This window comes from Citrobacter sp. C348 (genome assembly GCF_047467975.1).
Lineage (GTDB): Bacteria > Pseudomonadota > Gammaproteobacteria > Enterobacterales > Enterobacteriaceae > Citrobacter > Citrobacter gillenii.
The window spans coordinates 1-1,309 of record NZ_JASJUJ010000029.1 but is presented as its reverse complement, the minus strand read 5'-3'; the positions used below and the strand labels follow the sequence as shown (position 1 = coordinate 1,309).

At 53.1% G+C, this 1,309-nt stretch carries 1 rRNA gene; it reads left to right on the top strand.

The features are described 5' to 3' along the window. Positions 1 to 1,309 (top strand): 23S ribosomal RNA (locus tag QNN86_RS23855); the annotation flags it as partial.

Below are 1,309 nucleotides of genomic sequence, written 5' to 3'. Positions count from 1 at the left end.
GAAGCGAACCGGGGGAACTGAAACATCTAAGTACCCCGAGGAAAAGAAATCAACCGAGATTCCCCCAGTAGCGGCGAGCGAACGGGGAGCAGCCCAGAGTCTGAATCAGCATGTGTGGTAGTGGAACGGTCTGGAAAGTCCGACGGTACAGGGTGATAGTCCCGTACACAAAATCGCATGTGTTGTGAACTCGAAGAGTAGGGCGGGACACGTGGTATCCTGTCTGAATATGGGGGGACCATCCTCCAAGGCTAAATACTCCTGACTGACCGATAGTGAACCAGTACCGTGAGGGAAAGGCGAAAAGAACCCCGGCGAGGGGAGTGAAAAAGAACCTGAAACCGTGTACGTACAAGCAGTGGGAGCCTTGATTTATCAGGGTGACTGCGTACCTTTTGTATAATGGGTCAGCGACTTATATTCTGTAGCAAGGTTAACCGTATAGGGGAGCCGAAGGGAAACCGAGTCTTAACTGGGCGTTAAGTTGCAGGGTATAGACCCGAAACCCGGTGATCTAGCCATGGGCAGGTTGAAGGTTGGGTAACACTAACTGGAGGACCGAACCGACTAATGTTGAAAAATTAGCGGATGACTTGTGGCTGGGGGTGAAAGGCCAATCAAACCGGGAGATAGCTGGTTCTCCCCGAAAGCTATTTAGGTAGCGCCTCGTGAACTCATCTTCGGGGGTAGAGCACTGTTTCGGCTAGGGGGTCATCCCGACTTACCAACCCGATGCAAACTACGAATACCGAAGAATGTTATCACGGGAGACACACGGCGGGTGCTAACGTCCGTCGTGAAGAGGGAAACAACCCAGACCGCCAGCTAAGGTCCCAAAGTCACAGTTAAGTGGGAAACGATGTGGGAAGGCACAGACAGCCAGGATGTTGGCTTAGAAGCAGCCATCATTTAAAGAAAGCGTAATAGCTCACTGGTCGAGTCGGCCTGCGCGGAAGATGTAACGGGGCTAAACTGTGCACCGAAGCTGCGGCAGCGACACTATGTGTTGTTGGGTAGGGGAGCGTTCTGTAAGCCGTTGAAGGTGGCCTGTGAGGGTTGCTGGAGGTATCAGAAGTGCGAATGCTGACATAAGTAACGATAATGCGGGTGAAAAACCCGCACGCCGGAAGACCAAGGGTTCCTGTCCAACGTTAATCGGGGCAGGGTGAGTCGACCCCTAAGGCGAGGCCGAAAGGCGTAGTCGATGGGAAACAGGTTAATATTCCTGTACTTGGTGTTACTGCGAAGGGGGGACGGAGAAGGCTATGTTAGCCGGGCGACGGTTGTCCCGGTTTAAGCATGTAGGCGG